Source organism: Agrobacterium sp. 10T429 (genome assembly GCF_056393925.1).
This window is the reverse complement of record NZ_JBFTGV010000007.1, coordinates 277,601-293,908: the sequence shown is the minus strand read 5'-3', so window position 1 is coordinate 293,908 and position 16,308 is coordinate 277,601. Positions and strand designations below refer to the sequence as shown.

Sequence of the window (16,308 nt, the reverse complement as noted above, 5' to 3'; positions counted from 1 at the left end):
CTTTCCAACCATCGCATCTGGAGGTCGTCATGCCGTCAAGGAACAGGATCGCTTATGCGTTCCTTGCGCCCTATCTTCTGATTTTCGCGACGTTCTGGATCTGGCCGATAGTTAGCTCGTTCATGCTGTCGTTTCAGAACACCCGCATCAATCCCTGGCGGTTTGCGCCCTCCATGAACTGGGGGAGGCTGGTCTCCGATCCGGCGTTTTATAACGCGCTCTACAATACGCTGATCATTCTGGTCATTCAGGTGCCTGTCATGATCGCGCTTGCGACCGTCATGGCGGTACTTCTGAACTCGCCACTGTTGAAGGTACGCCCGCTTTACCGTTTTGCCTTCTTCGCACCCGTCGTCGTCGGAGAAGTCGCTTATGCGGCAGTTTTCCGGCTGATGTTCAGTGCCGATTTCGGCATCATCAACAAGCTCATCACTTCCGTTGGCCTTTCGCCCATCTCGTGGTTCGACAATGCCAATGCGGCCATGGCGCTGGTCATCATCGCCGTCACATGGCGCTGGGCGGGGTATAACGCCATCATCATTCTGGCCGGCCTGCAATCCATCCCCAGCGATGTCTATGAGGCGGCGACACTGGACAAGGTGAACAAGCGGCAGCAGTTCTTCCACATCACACTGCCGCTTTTGAAACCCATCATCCTTTTCTGCGTGGTCCTGTCCGTCATCGGCACCATGCAGCTTTTTGCCGAGCCTTTCCTCATCACCAACAGGGGTGGGCCGGGCGGCGGTACGGAAACGCTGGGGTTGTTCCTTTACCGGCAGGGCTTCACTTCGCTCAATTTCGGCTACGCCTCGGCCATCGCCTACACCATGGCGGCGCTCGCCATCGCCATTTCGCTTCTTAATCTCTGGGTCGGGAGGGAGCCGAAATGAGATCGAAATCCAGATCGCTTCTCTGGCAGAAGATCGCGCTGCATGCGACGCTGACGCCGCTTGCCCTCATCTGGCTATTTCCGCTGTGGATGATGTTCGTGTTCTCGACAATGCCTGATTTTGGCATTTTCAGCCCCGACATCGTGCTCGTCCCGTCCACCAATTTCATCGAGAACTTCAAAAACCTTCAGGCGGATACCAACTTCCTGCGGGCGATGTTCATATCGATCACCGTTGCGGTCATCTATACGGTTCTCTCGGTGTTTCTGACCTCCATGGCGGGCTGGGCGCTGGCGCGCTATCGTTTTGCCGGACGCTCGGTGGTGATCGCCATCATTCTCGGCACCATCACCTTGCCTTTTGCAGTTGTCGTCATTCCCCAATTCATCATGGTGGCGCGCGAATTCAAGCTCGCCAACACCTGGGTGGCACTTATCGTGCCGCCACTGTTTAACTCGCTCGGCGTGCTGTTCATGCGGCAATCCTTTTCCATGATGCCAACGGAGCTTTTCGATGCCGCAAGGGTCGAGGGCGTCAAGGAATGGCAGATATTCCTGCGCATTGCCCTGCCATTGGCGCGCCCCACCATGGCGGCGCTGTCCATCATCCTCTTCCTCGCTTCCTGGAATAATTATCTCTGGCCGCTGCTGATCAACTCCCGTCCGGAAATGATGACCGCACCCGTGGCACTTGGCACCCTCATCGGGCTCACCAAAGTGTCATGGGGCGGCATCATGGCCGGTGCAGTTCTGCTCACCGCACCCATTCTCATCGTTTTCGTGGCTTTGCAGCGCCACTTCATCGCCGGCATTTCCGCCGGGGCAGTCAAGTAAGGGGAGAGACCGCATGGCGGAACTTTCGCTCAAGAATGTCGTCAAGCGCTACGGTGCGCTGAAAGTCATCCATGGTGCAGATCTCGATATTGCCGATGGCGAGTTCGTGGTCTTCGTCGGCCCGTCCGGCTGTGGCAAATCAACGCTTCTGCGTATGATCGCGGGGCTGGAGGATATATCGGACGGCGATATCAGTATCGGCGGCAGAACGGTCAACGATGCCGATCCGGCCGATCGCGGCATCGCCATGGTGTTTCAATCCTATGCGCTTTATCCGCACATGACGGTTGCCGAAAACCTGTCCTTCGGCCTGAGGATGAACGGTAATCCCAGGGCCGACACGGAAAAGCGTGTCAGCCGCGCCGCCGAAATCCTGCAGATCAATGAGTTGATGGAACGCCGGCCAAAGCAGCTTTCCGGCGGGCAGCGGCAGCGTGTCGCCATCGGCCGCGCCATCGTGCGCGAACCGCAGGTCTTTCTGTTCGACGAGCCCTTGTCGAACCTCGATGCGGAACTTCGGGTGCAGATGCGGGTGGAAATCTCGCGGCTGCACAAGCAGCTTGGCACCACGATGATCTATGTCACCCACGACCAGACCGAGGCGATGACGCTGGCCGACAAGATCGTGGTTTTGAGGGCGGGAAATATCGAACAGGTCGGTGCCCCGCTCGATCTTTATGACGACCCCGCCAACCGTTTCGTTGCCGGTTTCGTCGGTTCGCCGAAGATGAATTTTCTGGAGGCGACCGTCATCGGTACAGGTGGACAAAGCGTTACGCTGTCGCTCGACAGCGATCCTGCCGTGCGGCTGACCCTGCCGATCAAGGACCGGCTCGATGAGGGAAGCAAGGTTTCGCTCGGCATCCGACCCGAACATTTTGCCGATATCGGGCAGGGCGATGCCGATCTCACCGTCCACGTCGATGTCGCCGAGCACCTCGGCAATACCAGCTATGTCTATGCCCGTACGGAAGGCGGTGAGCAACTCGTCATCGAGCGGCCGGAATCGCGAGACGTCGCCAATCGTGACCGGCTGACGGTCGGTCTTTCCGCCCGCAAGGCATTTCTTTTCGACAGTCAGGGCAATCGCCTGCGCTGAACCCTTTCCCAAGCACGCAAGTCAAGACGAGGATTTCATGACGACCGACCAACCGATCCGCTGGGGCATTATCGGCCCGGGCACCATCGCCAAGACCTTTGCGGACGGCATTGCCCATTCCCGCACGGGTAAGCTCGAGGCTATCGCCACCCGCAATCCGGACAAGCCCGGCCTTGCTGACGCCTTTCCCGGCGCGCGCATCATCCACGGTTACGATGCGCTGCTTTCCGATCCCCATATCGACGCCGTCTATATCGCCACGCCCCATACCGGCCATGCGGAATGGGCGATCAAGGCGATCCGTGCGGGCAAAAACGTGCTGGTGGAAAAGCCCATCGCGCTTTCCGCCTATGACGCCGACGCCATTTTCCACGAAGCGAAAAAAGCTGATGTCTTTGCGGGCGAGGCCTATATGTACCGCCTGCATCCGCAGACGGCAAAACTGGTAGAGTTGATCAGGAACCGCGCCGTTGGCGATATCCGCATCATCCGCTCCAGTTTCGGTTTCAACATGGGGTCTTTCCGTGCCGATCATCGTCTGTTTTCCAATGAGACGGCAGGCGGCGGCATTCTCGATGTCGGCGGTTATCCCGTATCCATGGTGCGGCTGATTGCCGGTGCAGTCGATGGAAAACCCTTTGCTGAACCCGAAAAGATTGTAGGTGCGGCCCATCTCGGCCAGTCGGGCGTCGATGAATGGGCTTCGGCCGTTCTGAAATTTTCGAACGGTATCGTTGCCGAAGTCTCCTGCTCGATCATGGCAGGCCAGGACAATGTGCTGCGCATCATCGGTTCGGAAGGCCGTATCGAAGTCAAGGATTTCTGGTTCGCCGCCGGCCACAAGGGTGGCACCGGCCGGATCGATATTTTCAGGGGCGACAAGGTCGAAACCATCGAATTGCCGGAAGACCGTTGGCTCTATTCCTTCGAAGTCGATGCGGCAGGTGAGGCGATAAGGCAGGGCAAGCAGGAATTCGGCGCGCCCGGCATGGGCTGGGCCGACAGTCTCGGCAATCTACGTGTCATGGACCAGTGGCGTGCCGCCGTTGGCCTGGAATACAGCGTCGAAAAAGCAACCTCTCGCATCACGAATATTGCCGGTGGCAAGGTCGTGGCAGGCAATGCGGTTCCGAAGCGGCAGATACCCGGCCTCACCAAACCCGCTTCGGTGGTTGCGCTCGGTTTCGAGTTCTTCCCCAATTTCGCCTCCGCGTCCCTGACGCTCGATGCCTTTTATGAGGCGGGCGGCAATCTGTTCGATACGGCTTATGTCTATGGCGGCGGCAAGACGGAAGCCATATTCGGTGACTGGCACACCAGCCGCAACGTGCCGCGCGAAGAAATCGTGCTGATCGGCAAAGGCGCGCATTCGCCCCTCTGCTATCCGGACATGATCGCCAAGCAGCTCAACCAGTCGCTGGAGCGTCTGAAGACGGATTATGTCGATGTCTATTTCATGCATCGTGACAATCCCGACGTGCCGGTCGGCGAATTTGTCGATGCGATGGATGCCGAAGTTCGGCGTGGTCGCATTCGGGGCATTTTTGGCGGATCGAACTGGACGCGCGAGCGTATGGACGAGGCCACCGCCTATGCGCAAGAGAACGGCAAACAGGCGCCGGGCGCACTTTCCAACAATTTCTCGCTTGCCGAAATGCTCGATCCCATCTGGGCGGGGTGTGTGGCGGCATCGGATGATGAGTGGAAGGCATGGCTCCAATCCCGCCAGATCCCGAATTTCGCCTGGTCGAGCCAGGGGCGCGGCTTCTTCACCGACCGGGCGGGGCGGGACAAGCTAGATGACGAGGAAATCGTCCGCGTCTGGTATTCCGACCGCAACTTCGACCGCCGCGACCGGGCCATCGAGCTTGCCCGGAAACTCGGCCGCCATCCAATCCACATCGCGCTCGCTTATGTCCTCGCCCAGCCTTTCCCGGTCATTCCGCTGATCGGGCCGCGCACCATTGCCGAACTGGAGGACAGCCTTTCTTCGCTGGATATCAAGCTGACGGCCGAGCAGGTTAAGTGGCTGGAGGCGTGACGCGACACCAGGCGGCGGGTTTTCCGCGGTCTCCGGATGGATGATAAAGTCGGCTACCTCTCCTGCGTCACGCCGGGCTTGACCCGGCATCCAGCCACGGTGTGTCAGCGCCGTGGCCGGAGCCTTTTGCAATCAAGGAATTGACCGTGCTGGACCCCGTATCCCGTCAGGGTGACGGAATGCGGATGCTGTGGTGGTGCTAAAGCACTGTTTTATAGGAGGACTATCCCCAACCTCCTACCTTATCTTGTTTTCCTGCTTCTTTCTCTCAGCAGCCGCTGATAAATCGGAATCTTGATATTATTGCGCCCGCCTGAAAACACGGCGGGTGAAACAATCTACCGGGGTTCTTATGGGCGATATCGATCGAGGCCGTGCGCAGCAGTTGATGGGTGAGGCGGGCATGGATGCGCTGGTGCTTTTCCAGCCCGAAGCCTTCCGTTATGCCGTTGGAGCACATGCGGGCGTTGCGACGATGTGGGGCAGGGCGGGGTCGGCGATTGCGCTTGTGCCAGCCGATGCTGCGTCCCGGCTTGCCGCCGTCGTCAGCGATCACGCCGCACCTCTTGTCGAGAAGGCCGCGCCTGATGTCGATCTGCGCCGGCATCGCATCTGGATCGATATGGTCGATATGTCGGGTGTCGAAAACGTCTCGCAGGTAGACGGTGTCTATCGCCGAAACAATTCCGGCGGACAGAGGCCGGAGACATTCGATCGCGCCGCCTGCTTTGTTTTGCTGGCCGACCTTCTGCAGGAACGCGGGCTGTCTGCGGCGCGCATCGGTGCCGATCTCGAATTCATGCCCGCTGCCGATTTTTCGGCTCTTCGTGAGGCGACGCCCGCTGTGACCTGGGTTGATGGCTCGACAGTGCTGAAACGTCTGCGTGCGGTGAAATCTGTGCGCGAGATTGAACTTCTCAGGCGGGCCGCAGCGGCCGCTGAGGCCGGGCTGGTCGAGATGGCGGCGGCCGTGCGGCCGGGCGTGGCGCTCAGCCAGCTTTCCAACGCGTGGAAAGCCGGCGCTCAGTCGCATGCCTTGAAGTCGGGTTTTTCGCTGAGCGGCCATTGGGACTATATATCGGTTGGTCCGGCCCTGTCGGATATGACGGCGGTCGTCGCGCCCGGTGCCCTGATCAAGGCCGATGTTGGCACGTTGGTCGATGGTTATTCGTCGGATGGCGCGCGGACGTTTTCATGGGGTCCGGTCTCTCCGCTCGCGGCCAATATTTTCAAGGCGCTGGAGGCAGCTTTTGCCAGCGGGCTGGAAGCGATTCGTCCCGGCAATACATTCGGTGCGGTGCACGCCGCCATGCTGGCTTCGATGCGCAAAGACGGATTCAGCGAATATTATCGCGGTCATTTCGGCCATTCCGTCGGCGGCGGCGTGGGCATCGAGGAATGGCCATTCTTTTCCCATGACAATGAGGAGGTCATTCTTCCCGGCATGGTCGTGGCACTTGAAGCGCCGTTTTACGGCGAAGGTCTGGGCGCGCTAATGATCGAGGACCAGTTTCTCGTTACCACAGCAGGGGCAGAGTGCATGAACAGCCTGCCACGCACCCTGCGGGGTTTGTCCCGCGCCTGAGGCCGGCCAGGTTCAAAGAAAGTCGTCGCGGCGAGGGGTGAAGCAGTCGATCAGTTCGCCCTCTTCCAGGCAGAGGCAGCCGTGCTCGACATGGCCGGGAATGATGAGGCTGTCGCCTTTCTGCAGGTCGTAGGCTTCGCCATCGCGGTAAAAGCGGAAGCTGCCGCTGGCGACATAGGTGGATTGCACATGCGGATGGTTATGCAGCTTGCCTTCGGCGCCGGTCTTGAAGCGGAACGAAACCACCATCAGCTCCGGCGCTTCGGAAAGCACGGTGCGTTCAACACCATCGTCGGGTGAAACGGTGGGGAATGTCGGAAGCTGCTGCATGTGGTTCTCCTCGGTCATGCGATGTCGTTCAAGCTTGAAATTCAGCGCGGCGCGCGCAGCATGGCGCGGTAACGCGTCTGGCTGCTTTTCAGGTGATGGCGCATGGCGCTTCTTGCCGCCTCTTCGTCGCCGTCCTGTATAGCAATCAGGATCGCTTCGTGCTCACCGACAAGCCGGTTGAGGTCAGCGGGCGAAAGCACGGTTTCCTTGCCGTTTTCGGCAACGGCGCGGCGCGGAATGAGCGTTGGGCCAAGCACCTGTAGAAACTCGCTGAAGCGCGGATTGTTGGTTGCGTCGGCAACGGCCAGGTGAAAAGCGAAGTCGGCCTCTGCTGTCGGAATGCCCTTGGCGGCACTGGCGCGGAAGGCATCGAAGGCTTCGATGATTTTCTCCTCCTGCGCCGGGGAGCGGCGAACGGCCGCAAGACCGGCGGCATCACCTTCCACGGCGGTGCGCAGTTCGAGCATTTCGATAAGGGACGAGACGCGGGCAAGATCGACATTATGGAACGGCCGTCGCTCGACAGGCGCTGGCTCCAGCACGAAGACACCCGCGCCCTGACGCGGCTCGACCAGCCCGTCGGACCTCAGTGAGGCGATGGCCTCGCGCACCACGGTGCGGCTTACGCCGAATTCCTGCGTCATCTGCGCTTCGGAAGGCAGGCGCTCGCCTGTCCTATAACGGCCCTTGGCGATCTGGCTGCGGAGCTCCTCGGAAACCTTCACCACAAGCGTCTTGGCTTGCGGAGCTGCCGGTTCGGAGGTTATCGCTTTTGTCATTGTCATCGCCGTTCTAAAAAAGGGTGCAGGTTAGCGTCCGGTATTCCTCGATACGTCATTCGCGGTCCGGCTTGCAATCCCGCTGCACGCGCAGGAAAGACCGGTTATCATGCCTGTCGGTCCCGAATGGCATTTCAAGTCGCCTTGAAGATCGGATTGTCGATGAAAACGCCGCCCTGAAAACGCGCCACCGCATCGTTAGGGTCTGGTTGCGGTGTTGTCTCGGCAATGTGCTGCCGGAAAGTCTCGGCGTTGTCCTTCGGTTTCCAGCCAAGCCAGCCGAGGTGGGAATTGTCCCACCAGCCCGCGTCATTGGCCGATGCGCCCCAGACGACCGGGCAGCCGAGCACCGGCGCGCGGAAAACCGCCTCGATCAGCGATACGAAATCATCCTGCGAAAACCAGGTCGACAACATGCGGTGATTTTGCGGTTCCGGCGTGCAGGAGCCGATGCGTACCAGCGCCGTTTCCTGGCCGAATTTTTCGAAATACATGCGGGCGAGGCTTTCGCCGAAACATTTGGACACGCCGTAAAGACCGTCCGGCCGGAAGGGAACGTCGGGGCCAAGCCGCTCTGTCTGGGAATAATAACCGATCGTGTGATTGGAGCTGGCGAAGATGATTCGCGGCTGCCCATGGGCGCGGGCCGCCTCATAGAGGTTATAAAGCCCGATGATATTACCGTGAAGGATCTGCTCGAAAGGCCGCTCCACCGATATGCCGCCAAGATGGACGATGCCGTCACAATCGGCGACCATCGCATCGACGGCGCTGGCGTCGGCCAGATCGCATTGCACGCATTCCTCGTTCGGCCCGGCAGGATCGAGCGGCGAAAGATCGGCAAGGCGCAATATCTCGGCCATAGGTGCGAGGCGCTTGCGCATGACGCGGCCGAGCTGGCCAGCCGCACCGGTAACAAGAAGCCGTTTCATTGCAATTCTCCCTAAACGAATGGACTGCGGATCATCGAGGCTGCGGGAAACCCCATTCAACGTCTCCGGCGTGGTCGAGATATCCAGGTTCCTCTTGACCTTGTCATACAGATCGTACAAAAAGCGGATAACATATATTATGTCCTATACGCAACAATCATGAAGGATGAGTTTGATGCTGACCGTCGAAACAAGGCAGGCCGTCAACCCGGAATATGCAAAAACGCTCGATACCGAAGGGCTTCGCAAGCATTTCCTCGCCAACGACATGTTCCGTTCCGGCGAAATCAGGCTGATCTATACCCATTACGACCGTTTCGTCATGGGCGGCGCGGTGCCTGATGGTGCCCCGCTGATGCTGGACAAGGTCGAGGAAACCAAGACGCCGTCGTTCCTTGACAGGCGCGAGATGGGCATCGTCAATATCGGCGACACCGGCACCGTCAACGCTGGTGGCGAGACGTATACGCTCAATCGTGGCGACGTTCTGTATCTCGGTGCGGGAAGCGGTGCGGTGACCTTCGATGGCGCGGGCCGGTTCTACATCACTTCATGCCCGGCGCATCGCAGCCTGCCGGCAAAGCTCGTCAGCCTTGCCGACAGCAAGGAGGTCAAGCTTGGTGCGACCGAGACCTCCAACAAGCGCACAATCAACCAGTTCATCCACCCGCTGGTCATGGAAAGCTGCCAGCTGGTGCTCGGCTATACGACGCTGGAGGACGGCTCCGTCTGGAACACCATTCCGTCGCATATTCATGATCGCCGCATGGAGGCCTATCTCTATTTCGGCATGGATGAAAAGTCGCGCGTTCTGCACCTGATGGGTGAGCCGCAGGAAACGCGGCATCTCTTCATTTCCAACGAAGAGGGTGCCATTTCTCCGCCCTGGTCGATCCATTCCGGCGCTGGCATCGGCTCTTACACGTTCATCTGGGCCATGGCTGGGGACAATGTCGATTATACCGACATGGACTTCATTCAGCCGGGGGATCTGAAATGAAAAATCCCTTTTCGCTTCAAGGGCGTAAGGCGCTGGTGACGGGTGCCAATACGGGGCTTGGTCAAGCAATCGCCGTCGGCCTCGCCGCGGCCGGCGCGGAAGTTGTCTGCGCCGCCCGCCGCGCGCCGGACGAGACGCTGGACATGATCGCGAAGAACGGCGGCAAGGCCGCCGCATTGTCGATTGATTTTGCCGATCCACTCGCCGCCAGGGACAGCTTTGCCGACGCCGGTTTCGATATTCTCGTCAACAATGCCGGCATCATTCGCCGCGCCGATTCCGTGGAGTTTTCAGAGCTCGACTGGGATGAGGTGATGGACGTCAATCTCAAGGCGCTGTTTTTCACCACGCAGGCCTTCGCCAAGGAATTGCTGGCGAAAGGTCGTCCGGGCAAGGTAGTCAATATCGCCTCGCTACTGTCGTTTCAGGGCGGCATCCGCGTACCGTCCTATACGGCGGCGAAGCATGGCGTTGCGGGTCTGACCAAGCTTCTGGCAAATGAGTGGGCCGCGAAGGGCATCAACGTCAATGCCATTGCGCCCGGTTACATCGAAACCAACAATACCGAGGCGTTGCGGGCGGATGCTGCCCGCAACAAGGCCATTCTGGAGCGCATCCCGGCAGGCCGCTGGGGGCATTCTGAAGACATCGCCGGGGCGGCGGTTTTCCTCGCCTCGCCGGCGGCCGACTACGTGCATGGCGCCATCCTCAATGTCGATGGTGGCTGGCTGGCGCGCTAATGCGCGCCGGTTTTCAAAATTCATCATATAACTTGTATGATGACTTGTTGACAAATATGCGGCAAGCGGTTTAGGTGGCTTCCAGTCAGTGAACTTGCAGAGGAATACGGATTATGAACCCTGAACAAATCAAGGCGGCGCTTGGCTCCGGCCTGCTCTCCTTCCCGGTAACGCATTTTGATTCCGAGGGTCGTTTTGCGGCCGATAGCTACAGGGCGCATGTCGAATGGCTTGCCGGTTACAAGGCGCCGGTGCTGTTTGCCGCCGGCGGTACGGGCGAGTTCTTCTCGCTGAAGCCGGATGAAATCCCTGCTATCGTTTCGGCTGCCAAGGAAGTGGCCGGTGAAACGGCAATCGTTTCCGGCTGCGGCTACGGCACCGAAGTTGCGGTTGATATCGCACGCTCGGTGGAAAAAGTCGGTGCTGATGGCATCCTGCTTCTGCCGCATTATCTCATCGATGCTCCGCAGGAAGGCCTTTACGCGCACATCAAGAAAATATGCCAGTCGGTCGGCATCGGCGTCATGGTTTATAACCGCGACAATTCGGTGCTTCAGGCGGATACGCTGGCGCGTCTCTGCGATGAGTGCCCGAACCTCGTCGGCTTCAAGGACGGCACCGGTGATATCGGTCTCGTTCGCCAGATCACCGCCAAGATGGGTGACCGCCTGATGTATCTCGGCGGCATGCCGACGGCGGAACTGTTTGCCGAAGCCTATCTCGGCGCCGGTTTCACCACCTATTCCTCGGCCGTTTTCAACTTCGTGCCGGGTCTTGCCAACGAGTTCTATGCGGCGCTGCGGGCCGGCGAGCGCGCCACCTGCGAACGCATCCTGACGGAATTCTTCTATCCGTTCATGGCGATCCGCAATCGCGCCAAGGGTTACGCTGTCTCCGCCATCAAGGCTGGCGTTCGCCTGCAGGGCTTTGATGCGGGTCCGGTGCGCGCGCCGCTGAAGGATCTGACGAATGAGGAAATCGGCATGCTCGATGCCCTGATCGGCACGCACAAGCGCAAGGTGTGATCAAGGTATAACGGGAGGGGAACGATGAAGATCACAGCGGTGCGCACGCATCTGCTCGAACATCGGCTGGCCACGCCGTTTGAAAGCGCATCCATGCGCTTTGACCGGCGTGCCCATGTTCTGGTCGAAATCGAATGCGATGACGGGACCGTCGGCTGGGGCGAATGCCTCGGTCCGGCGCGACCGAACGCCGCCGTGGTTCAGGCCTATTCCGGTTGGCTTATTGGCCAGGATCCCCGCCAGACCGAAAAGATCTGGGCTGTGCTTTACAATGCCCTGCGCGACCAGGGACAGCGCGGCCTCAGCATTACAGCCCTGTCCGGCATCGATATCGCGCTGTGGGATATCAAGGGAAAGCATTACGGCACCTCCATCTCCATGCTGCTCGGCGGGCGCTGGCGCGAAAGCGTGCGCGCCTACGCCACCGGCAGCTTCAAGCGTGATGGGGTCGACCGCATCTCCGACAATGCCAATGAGATGGCGGAGCGCCGTGCAGAGGGTTTTCACGCCTGCAAGATCAAGATCGGTTTCGGCATCGAGGAGGATCTTGCGGTCATTGCCGCCGTGCGCGAAGCGATCGGGCCGGATATGCGGCTGATGATCGACGCCAATCACGGCTATACCGTTACCGAAGCCATCGCGCTCGGCAATCGTGCGGCTGAATACGGCATCGACTGGTTCGAGGAGCCGGTGGTTCCCGAGCAGCTCGATGCCTATGCGCGCGTGCGGGCAGGCCAACCAATCCCGGTTGCGGGAGGCGAGACCTGGCACGGGCGTTACGGCATGTGGCAGGCGCTTTCCGCCGGTGCCGTGGATATTCTCCAACCAGACCTCTGCGGTTGCGGCGGCTTTTCCGAAACGCAGAAGATTGCCACGCTTGCCACGCTGCACGGCGTGCGCATTGTGCCGCATGTGTGGGGCACGGGCGTGCAGATCGCCGCTGCCCTGCAGTTCATGGCCGCGATGGTGCCCGATCCGGTGCGGGTAAACCCCGTCGAGCCGATCATGGAATTCGATCGGACGCATAATCCGTTCCGTCAGGCCGTGCTGCAACAGCCGGTAGAGGCGGTGAACGGTGTCGTCGCCATTCCCGATGGTCCCGGTCTCGGCATCGAGATCAACCGCGACGCACTCGTTGAATTCAGGATGCCACAGCCATGAGCGAACTTGTCAGAAAACTAAGCGGGACACCGCCGCAGCCAGCGTTTCCGAAAGGGGCGGTCGATACTCAGATGCATATGTATCTGCCCGGATATCCAGCCTTGCCGGGTGGGCCGGGCCTGCCGCCGGGTGCGCTGCCGGGGCCTGAGGATTATCGCCAGCTCATGCAATGGCTCGGCATCGACCGCGTCATCATCACCCAGGGCAACGCCCAACAGCGAGATAACGGCAACACGCTGGCCTGCGTGGCAGAAATGGGCGAGGCAGCCCGCGCGGTGGTGATTATCGATGAGAAGACGACTGAAAAGGACATGGAACGACTTGCCGCTGCCGGTGCCGTGGGCGCCCGTATCATGGATTTGCCTGGCGGCGCGGTGAACCTATCGGAACTGGAAGCGGTGGATCAGCGTGCCCATGCGGCCGACTGGATGGTGGCGGTTCAGTTCGACGGCAATGGGCTTCTCGATCATTTGCCGCGCCTTGAAAAAATCCGTTCGCGCTGGGTCTTCGACCACCATGGAAAATTCTTCAGGGGTATCGACACGGATGGCCCGGAAATGGCGGCACTTTTGAAGCTCATCGATCGCGGCAATCTCTGGTTCAAGTTTGCCGGTGTTTATGAAAGTTCGCGCGACGCCTGGCCCTATGAAGATGTTGCAGCCTTTTCGCGCCGTATCGCTGCCCATGCTCCGGAGCGGATCGTCTGGGGGACGAACTGGCCGCACAATTCGGTCCGTGAGACGGCTGCCTATCCGGATGATGCCCGCCTTGCGGAGCTCACACTCGGCTGGCTGCCGGACGATGCGGCCCGTCACCGAGCGCTGGTGGAAAATCCAGAAGCCCTGTTCAAGCTGCCGCCACTCAAGGCGGTGTAGTTTCAATTCGGGATAGTTGGGGAAAGGGAGGTCCCCATCATCCTTTGCAGATGAAAGGTCTTTGCATGCCGGCCCGGATGGGCGTGAAAAATTCGGTCCGTTAGCCTTGGAGGGGTGGGGCCGTTGTTACAACGGAGGAGGAAGAAATGAAAAAAATTGCAAGCATGATGTGCATCGCGATGGGGATCGCGCTGTCAGGCGTTTCCGCCAAGGCGCAGGAAATCACCCTGCGCTCGGCCGATATTCATCCCGACGGTTATCCGACGGTTGAAGCCGTGAAATATATGGGCGAACTTCTGTCGGAACGCTCCAATGGCCGCATCAAGGTGCAGGTCATGAACAATTCGGTTCTCGGCGGTGAGAAGGATACCATCGAGCAGACCCGCTTCGGCGTCATCGACATGAACCGCGTCAACGCTGCGCCTTTCAACAATCTCGTCAAGGAAACCACCGTTCTCGGCCTGCCTTTCCTGTTCCGTTCGACGGAACACATGCACAATACCGTAGACGGCCCGATCGGCGATGAGGTTCTGGCAGCTTTCGAACCGCACGGCCTGATCGGTCTTGCCTTTTACGATTCCGGTGCGCGTTCCTTCTACACAACCAAGAAGCCCATCGAAAAACTGGCGGACCTGAAGGGCCTCAAAATCCGCGTGCAGCAATCGGATCTGTGGATTTCGATGATGCAGGCGTTTGGCGCCAACCCTACGCCGATGCCGATGGGCGAGGTTTACTCCTCGCTTGAAACAGGCGTTGTCGATGGTGCGGAAAACAACTGGCCGTCCTACGAATCCGCCCGTCACTATGAAGTGGCGAAGAACTATTCGCTGACGGAACATTCCCTCAATCCGGAAATCCTCGTCATCTCCAAGATTTCCTATGACAAGCTGTCGCCGGAAGATCAGAAGCTGCTGCGTCAGGCAGCCAAGGATTCCGTTGGCAAGATGCGTGAATTGTGGAGTGCGCGCGAAAAGGCCTCGGAAGAAAAAGTACGCGCCGGTGGCGCCAACGTCATCAAGGTCAACAAGGAAGAGTTCGCCGCCGCGATGGGGCCGGTCTACGACAAGTTCGTCACCGATCCGAAAATGAAAGACCTTCTTGAGCGGGTAAAAGCCGTCAAGTGACATAGGGAAAACCGGCTCTGGCAACAGGGCCGGTTTTCTTTTGTCGTCATTGGTCTGAGGTTGGAGGAGGAAGGCAAATGCGAAACTTCATGCGGGCGATCCGCCCATTTCTCGGCGCGCTCAGCCGTGCGTCACTTTACATCGCCGGCGTCGGCATGGTCGCCATGACCCTTATCGTCGGCTGGCAGGTGTTTGCCCGTTATATCCTGAATGATTCACCAAGTTGGTCCGAGCCGCTGTCGCTTCACCTTATGTCATGGTTCATCATGCTGGGGGCGGCGGTGGGCGTGCGTGAAAGCGTGCATCTGGGGCTGGATATTCTGCGCTATATGATGCCGCCGCGCATACAGGCGGCGATGGACCTGACCAGTCTGGCACTGATCTTCTTTTTCGGGGTTGGCATGTGCTGGTACGGAACCGTCCTCTCTGCCGGAACATGGACGGCGACGATCCCTGTTCTTGGATGGCCGGGCGGCATGGATTTCTTCCCGCTGATCGGTGGCGGTTTTCTGATCGCGCTGTTTGCAGCCGAACGCTTTATCGATCTTGCCATCGGCGAGGAAATCGCGGCGGATGTGTTTGTGCAGGAGGCCGCGTAAATGGCTTACACAATCCTCTTCGGTGTCTTCACCCTTCTGATGCTGATCGGTACGCCGATTGCGTTCTGCCTCGGCATTGCCTCCTTCGCCACCGTTCTTTATCTCGGCCTGCCGCCCATCGTGGTCTTCCAGCAGATGAACTCCGGCATGAACGTGTTTGCGATGATGGCGATCCCGTTCTTCATCTTCGCGGGTGACCTCATGGTCCGCGGCGGTATAGCCCATCGTCTGATCCGTTTTGCTGCCGGTCTTGTCGGTCATCTGCGCGGCGGTCTGGGGCAGGTCAACATCGTCGCTTCGACATTGTTCGGCGGCATTTCCGGCTCGGCTGTCGCCGACGCCTCGGCCGTTGGTGGTCTGATGATCCCGCAAATGGCCAAGCGCGGTTATGACCGGGATTACGCCGTCAACGTCACTGTCAACGCCGCCATCATCGCGCTGATGATCCCGCCTTCGCACAATATGATCCTTTATTCGATCGCGGCGGGTGGCAATGTTTCGGTGGCCGATCTCTTCACCGCCGGCATCATTCCAGGCCTGCTGCTTGCTGCGGCCCTGATGGTCACCGCCTATATCGTCGCGCGGCGCAAGGGTTACCCGTCCGAGCCGTTTCCCGGCTTTTCGAAGCTGATGTATTATCTTCTGGCGTCCTTTCCCGGCATTCTGTTGATCGGCATCATCTTCGGCGGCGTTCGTTCGGGTATCTTCACCGCGACGGAGAGCTCCTGCATTGCCGTTCTCTACGCTTTCCTTGTTGCCATGCTTGTCTATCGTGAGCTGGACTGGAGCGGTTTCGTGGAAGCGGTGATGGGGGCGGTTCGCACAACAGCGATGGTTCTGCTCGTCATCGGCACGGCTGCGTCGTTCGGCTGGTTGATGGCGTTCCTGCAGGTACAGACACTGATGATCGCGACAATCAGCGCAATTTCGGACAATCCGATTATCGTGCTTCTGGTCATCAACGTCATTCTGCTCTTGCTCGGCACTTTCATGGATATGGCACCTATGGTCATCATTTCCACGCCGGTGCTTCTGCCTGTCGTGAAGGCCTTCGGCATCGATCCCGTGCATTTCGGTGTCGTGATGATCCTGAACGCCGGTATCGGTCTCAATACGCCGCCGGTCGGAACGGTGCTCTTCGTGGGATGTGCGGTTGGCGGCATAACGATACGGGAAGCGATGCGAACGATCTGGCCGTTCTTCGGCGCCAGCATAGCCGTGCTGCTCGCCGTCACCTATATTCCGTCGCTTTCACTCTGGTTGCCGTCACTTTTCCGGTAGTTCCAAAGCTTTAT

The 16,308-nt window shown here is 59.3% G+C and carries 16 protein-coding genes; 13 read left to right on the top strand and 3 right to left on the bottom strand.

Annotated elements, in window-relative coordinates; all coding sequences use genetic code 11:
* Positions 1-29 precede the first annotated feature (29 nt).
* From AC1DCP_RS17745 to AC1DCP_RS17725, 5 genes are all read left to right on the top strand, one after another.
* Entirely contained in the window at positions 30-890 is an 861-nt protein-coding gene (locus tag AC1DCP_RS17745) for a carbohydrate ABC transporter permease (protein ID WP_113157994.1), read from the top strand.
* Positions 887-1,723 carry a carbohydrate ABC transporter permease gene (locus tag AC1DCP_RS17740; RefSeq protein WP_003517937.1) on the top strand — a complete coding sequence of 279 codons (837 nt, stop codon included), beginning with the start codon at positions 887-889 and terminating at the stop codon, positions 1,721-1,723. The genes AC1DCP_RS17745 and AC1DCP_RS17740 overlap by 4 nt, the downstream gene beginning before the upstream one ends.
* A gap of 13 nt (positions 1,724-1,736) precedes the next feature.
* Positions 1,737-2,822: an ABC transporter ATP-binding protein gene (locus AC1DCP_RS17735; RefSeq protein ID WP_003517934.1), complete on the top strand. Its 1,086-nt coding sequence runs from the start codon at positions 1,737-1,739 to the stop codon at positions 2,820-2,822.
* A gap of 37 nt (positions 2,823-2,859) precedes the next feature.
* Positions 2,860-4,863, top strand: coding sequence for an aldo/keto reductase (locus AC1DCP_RS17730; protein ID WP_476774508.1), 2,004 nt, complete (start codon positions 2,860-2,862; stop codon positions 4,861-4,863).
* Between the two features lie 352 nt (positions 4,864-5,215).
* The gene (locus tag AC1DCP_RS17725; protein WP_080850057.1) at positions 5,216-6,448 is read left to right on the top strand and encodes a M24 family metallopeptidase; all 1,233 of its coding nucleotides are present in this window, start codon (positions 5,216-5,218) and stop codon (positions 6,446-6,448) included.
* A 12-nt stretch (positions 6,449-6,460) separates the two neighbouring features.
* On the opposite strand, the gene AC1DCP_RS17720 is transcribed toward AC1DCP_RS17725, so the two are convergent.
* From AC1DCP_RS17720 to AC1DCP_RS17710, 3 genes are all read right to left on the bottom strand, one after another.
* On the bottom strand, positions 6,461-6,778 hold the full coding sequence (locus AC1DCP_RS17720; RefSeq protein WP_003517929.1) for a cupin domain-containing protein: 318 nt from the start codon (positions 6,776-6,778) through the stop codon (positions 6,461-6,463).
* Positions 6,779-6,819: 41 nt separating this feature from the next.
* Positions 6,820-7,557 (bottom strand): FadR/GntR family transcriptional regulator, encoded by a 738-nt coding sequence (locus AC1DCP_RS17715; protein ID WP_476774507.1) that lies wholly within the window; start codon positions 7,555-7,557, stop codon positions 6,820-6,822.
* A gap of 134 nt (positions 7,558-7,691) precedes the next feature.
* A complete protein-coding gene (locus AC1DCP_RS17710) occupies positions 7,692-8,489 on the bottom strand; it encodes an NAD-dependent epimerase/dehydratase family protein (RefSeq protein ID WP_080850059.1) in 798 nt (265 codons plus the stop codon).
* Between the two features lie 175 nt (positions 8,490-8,664).
* Here AC1DCP_RS17710 and kduI point away from each other — a divergent pair, with 175 nt between their 5' ends.
* From kduI to AC1DCP_RS17670, 8 genes are all read left to right on the top strand, one after another.
* Entirely contained in the window at positions 8,665-9,489 is an 825-nt protein-coding gene (kduI, locus tag AC1DCP_RS17705; protein WP_013761418.1) for a 5-dehydro-4-deoxy-D-glucuronate isomerase, read from the top strand.
* Positions 9,486-10,229, top strand: a complete 744-nt coding sequence (gene kduD, locus AC1DCP_RS17700; RefSeq protein WP_013761417.1) for a 2-dehydro-3-deoxy-D-gluconate 5-dehydrogenase KduD — start codon at positions 9,486-9,488, stop codon at positions 10,227-10,229. Before kduI ends, kduD begins: the two co-directional genes overlap by 4 nt.
* Before the next feature lie 113 nt (positions 10,230-10,342).
* The gene (gene kdgD, locus AC1DCP_RS17695) at positions 10,343-11,254 is read left to right on the top strand and encodes a 5-dehydro-4-deoxyglucarate dehydratase (protein WP_003517921.1); all 912 of its coding nucleotides are present in this window, start codon (positions 10,343-10,345) and stop codon (positions 11,252-11,254) included.
* 24 nt (positions 11,255-11,278) lie between these two features.
* Positions 11,279-12,415 carry a D-galactarolactone cycloisomerase gene (locus AC1DCP_RS17690; protein ID WP_065688902.1) on the top strand — a complete coding sequence of 379 codons (1,137 nt, stop codon included), beginning with the start codon at positions 11,279-11,281 and terminating at the stop codon, positions 12,413-12,415.
* Positions 12,412-13,290, top strand: coding sequence for an amidohydrolase family protein (locus AC1DCP_RS17685; RefSeq protein WP_013761415.1), 879 nt, complete (start codon positions 12,412-12,414; stop codon positions 13,288-13,290). The genes AC1DCP_RS17690 and AC1DCP_RS17685 overlap by 4 nt, the downstream gene beginning before the upstream one ends.
* 146 nt (positions 13,291-13,436) lie before the next feature.
* Complete coding sequence (locus AC1DCP_RS17680; RefSeq protein ID WP_003517915.1) at positions 13,437-14,414, top strand: TRAP transporter substrate-binding protein; 978 nt, start codon at positions 13,437-13,439, stop codon at positions 14,412-14,414.
* 77 nt (positions 14,415-14,491) lie between these two features.
* On the top strand, positions 14,492-15,013 hold the full coding sequence (locus AC1DCP_RS17675; protein ID WP_019566473.1) for a TRAP transporter small permease: 522 nt from the start codon (positions 14,492-14,494) through the stop codon (positions 15,011-15,013).
* Positions 15,014-16,294, top strand: a complete 1,281-nt coding sequence (locus AC1DCP_RS17670; RefSeq protein ID WP_003517912.1) for a TRAP transporter large permease — start codon at positions 15,014-15,016, stop codon at positions 16,292-16,294. It begins immediately after the preceding gene.
* The last annotated feature ends 14 nt before the right edge of the window (positions 16,295-16,308 follow it).

Coding starts and splice junctions, on each gene's coding strand:
- AC1DCP_RS17690 (WP_065688902.1), top strand. CDS start 11,279: ATGAAGATCACAGCGGTGCGCACGCATCTGCTCGAACATCGGCTGGCC.
- kduI (WP_013761418.1), top strand. CDS start 8,665: ATGCTGACCGTCGAAACAAGGCAGGCCGTCAACCCGGAATATGCAAAA.
- AC1DCP_RS17675 (WP_019566473.1), top strand. CDS start 14,492: ATGCGAAACTTCATGCGGGCGATCCGCCCATTTCTCGGCGCGCTCAGC.
- AC1DCP_RS17730 (WP_476774508.1), top strand. CDS start 2,860: ATGACGACCGACCAACCGATCCGCTGGGGCATTATCGGCCCGGGCACC.
- AC1DCP_RS17725 (WP_080850057.1), top strand. CDS start 5,216: ATGGGCGATATCGATCGAGGCCGTGCGCAGCAGTTGATGGGTGAGGCG.
- AC1DCP_RS17735 (WP_003517934.1), top strand. CDS start 1,737: ATGGCGGAACTTTCGCTCAAGAATGTCGTCAAGCGCTACGGTGCGCTG.
- AC1DCP_RS17670 (WP_003517912.1), top strand. CDS start 15,014: ATGGCTTACACAATCCTCTTCGGTGTCTTCACCCTTCTGATGCTGATC.
- AC1DCP_RS17745 (WP_113157994.1), top strand. CDS start 30: ATGCCGTCAAGGAACAGGATCGCTTATGCGTTCCTTGCGCCCTATCTT.
- AC1DCP_RS17710 (WP_080850059.1), bottom strand. CDS start 8,489: ATGAAACGGCTTCTTGTTACCGGTGCGGCTGGCCAGCTCGGCCGCGTC.
- AC1DCP_RS17680 (WP_003517915.1), top strand. CDS start 13,437: ATGAAAAAAATTGCAAGCATGATGTGCATCGCGATGGGGATCGCGCTG.
- AC1DCP_RS17720 (WP_003517929.1), bottom strand. CDS start 6,778: ATGCAGCAGCTTCCGACATTCCCCACCGTTTCACCCGACGATGGTGTT.
- AC1DCP_RS17715 (WP_476774507.1), bottom strand. CDS start 7,557: ATGACAAAAGCGATAACCTCCGAACCGGCAGCTCCGCAAGCCAAGACG.
- AC1DCP_RS17685 (WP_013761415.1), top strand. CDS start 12,412: ATGAGCGAACTTGTCAGAAAACTAAGCGGGACACCGCCGCAGCCAGCG.
- AC1DCP_RS17740 (WP_003517937.1), top strand. CDS start 887: ATGAGATCGAAATCCAGATCGCTTCTCTGGCAGAAGATCGCGCTGCAT.
- kduD (WP_013761417.1), top strand. CDS start 9,486: ATGAAAAATCCCTTTTCGCTTCAAGGGCGTAAGGCGCTGGTGACGGGT.
- kdgD (WP_003517921.1), top strand. CDS start 10,343: ATGAACCCTGAACAAATCAAGGCGGCGCTTGGCTCCGGCCTGCTCTCC.